Here is a 2062-nt window from a genome sequence, read left to right as displayed (position 1 = left end):
CGCGGTGCAGTGCCCCGCCATCGCGGTCCAGTTGCTGCCACGCGATGGCGGGGCACTGCACCGCGGCGTCCGCCTGACCCTCGCCACCGGCCTGGACCGACCGTCACCGACCGACCTGGAATCGGCCTTCCTCGATGCCGGCGTGGCCGCGCGCGCAGCAGAGGAAGCGGCGGTCCGACGACGTGCACGGCTACGGCGTCAGGCCGTGGCGTTGCTGACCGTACTGCTCCTGGTCGCCACCGCCACCGCAGTCCGGGCAGTGCGGGCGCGACGGATCGCCGACGCGCAGCGCGACATCGCCGTCTCGCGCGAGTTGTGGGGACGAGTACGTGGCGGTCGACGGCTGTGCTGACCGGCCGCAGTGACTCGGTCTCCGCCCTCGCCTTCAGCGCCGACGGCGAGACCCTGATCACCGGAAGCGGCGACCGTACGCTCGCGAGTCTCGCCGCCGCGGGCTTCGAGCGACGGCTGTGGAGCCTCGACACAGGGGAGATCGCTCGGCACGTCTGCCGGGTCAGCGCCGCACACCACTGGTCTCAGCTGCTGGCCGACGCTCCTTGCCGGCCGGGTCCCCGCCGAGCCCGATGGAGACCCGCACGACCGCGCGGCTTGTTCCGGAAGCAGCGCTGCCCTTCCACCGGCCAGGCCGGGCACCAGGTGGGGCCGGCCTCGGATCAGTGGTACCGCCATGCGCAGGGCTGTGGGGCGGCTGTCGACCGATCAGCACTTGTTGCCGCTGGTCGGCGAGTCCGAGGGGTCGAGGTAGTAGTGAGCGATCCACCCGTTCCAGGAGGTGCCGTTCACCCGGATGTGCCACCAGGTACTGACTCCGCTCACGGACGTCCCCGTGGTCCAGCAGTGCAGATAGACGCCGTCGCCGTAGTTCAGCTGGCCGGTGGAGGCGCAGGTGGTGTGCGGGCCCGTGCGGACGTTGACGCCGTTGCCGATCAGCCGCGCCGTGCCGCTGCTCTTGTTGCTGTACGCGTGACTGCAGCTGAGGGCCGTGGCCGGCGTCGAAGCAGGCCCGGGAGCGGCCGCCGCCGGGACAGCTGTCGCGAACGGTACGGCGATCAGCCCCGCTGCTCCTGCGGCAACAGCGACACTGCGCAGCCACTTGCTCATGTCGTTTCCCCCTCCGTGTCCATGCTGGACTCCGTGCCCTAGTTTTGCTGCCCGTCAAGGTCTGAGTCGATGACCAGATCCGGCCAACTCGGCGTCGGCGGCTCTCCTGCCGTTGGCGGCAGCACGCGCTTGCCGTATGCGGCCTCGGGCAGCGGCCCGGACGCTCCGCCGGCGCCCCGCTCGGAAGGGATCGGCTTCTACGGGGGCGCGGCCCGCAGGACCGGCTGGCCGACCGGCCCGCCGCAGGACACTGTCGATGCGCCGACGAGCGGGGCGGATCATGGTCACGGAAGCCTTTCGGGGGTCGGTGGGAGCCTGCGGACCGGTCGTCCCCGCCACGGCCCGCCGTCGTCTCCTGGCTCCCCGGTCCGCGGCGCGGCCGTCGGCTTGGTGCCGGTCGTGGGCTGGTGCGACGCTGGGAGGAGAGGTGTCCGACCAGGGGACCTGGAGGCCCGATGGGGCGTGACGTCCCGGCGCTCGTCTTCACCCGCGAGGACCGCCGCCGGTACCGGATCAAGATGCACGAGTGCCTGGACGCGTTGGCGCAGATGCTGCGCGAGGCACGGTTCGAGTCGGAGCGGCCCCAGGTCGGCCTGGAGATCGAGCTGAACCTGGTGGACGACGACGCCGAACCGGCGATGCGCAACAGCGATGTGCTGGAGGCGATCTCCGACCCCGCCTGGTCCACCGAGCTGGGCCGGTTCAACCTGGAGATCAACGTCCCGCCCCGGCGGCTGACGGCGGGCGGCCCGGACTCCTGGGAGTCGGAGATCCGGGCCGCGCTGAACCACGCCGACCTGCGGGCCCGGTCGGTCGGCGCCCGCCTGCTCATGGTCGGCATCCTGCCCACGCTGCGGCAGGAGGACATCGGGGAGGGGGCCCTGTCGGAGAATCCCCGTTACCGGCTGCTCAACGACCAGGTCTTCGCCGCGCGCGGCGA

The 2062-nt window shown here is 72.0% G+C and carries 2 protein-coding genes and 1 pseudogene; 2 read left to right on the top strand and 1 reads right to left on the bottom strand.

The features are described from left to right. The coding region (locus CCN44_RS44840; RefSeq protein ID WP_158103232.1) for a hypothetical protein at nt 1-352 on the top strand (352 nt) is incomplete at its 5' end. 368 nt (nt 353-720) lie between these two features. Here the strand turns inward: CCN44_RS44840 and CCN44_RS41885 are convergent. Continuing rightward, complete coding sequence (locus tag CCN44_RS41885; RefSeq protein ID WP_059247129.1) at nt 721-1122, bottom strand: SH3 domain-containing protein; 402 nt, start codon at nt 1120-1122, stop codon at nt 721-723. Nucleotides 1123-1577: 455 nt separating this feature from the next. Here CCN44_RS41885 and CCN44_RS41880 point away from each other — a divergent pair. Further along, nucleotides 1578-2062: pseudogene (locus CCN44_RS41880) on the top strand (glutamate--cysteine ligase); the annotation flags it as partial.

This window comes from Streptomyces tricolor (genome assembly GCF_002155905.1).
Taxonomy (GTDB): Bacteria; Actinomycetota; Actinomycetes; order Streptomycetales; family Streptomycetaceae; genus Streptomyces; species Streptomyces tricolor.
This window is presented reverse-complemented; position numbering and strand designations above follow the sequence as displayed.

What these genes read in the sequence shown, in the direction of transcription:
- CCN44_RS41885 (WP_059247129.1), bottom strand. Translation starts at nt 1,122, where the DNA reads ATGAGCAAGTGGCTGCGCAGTGTCGCTGTTGCCGCAGGAGCAGCGGGG.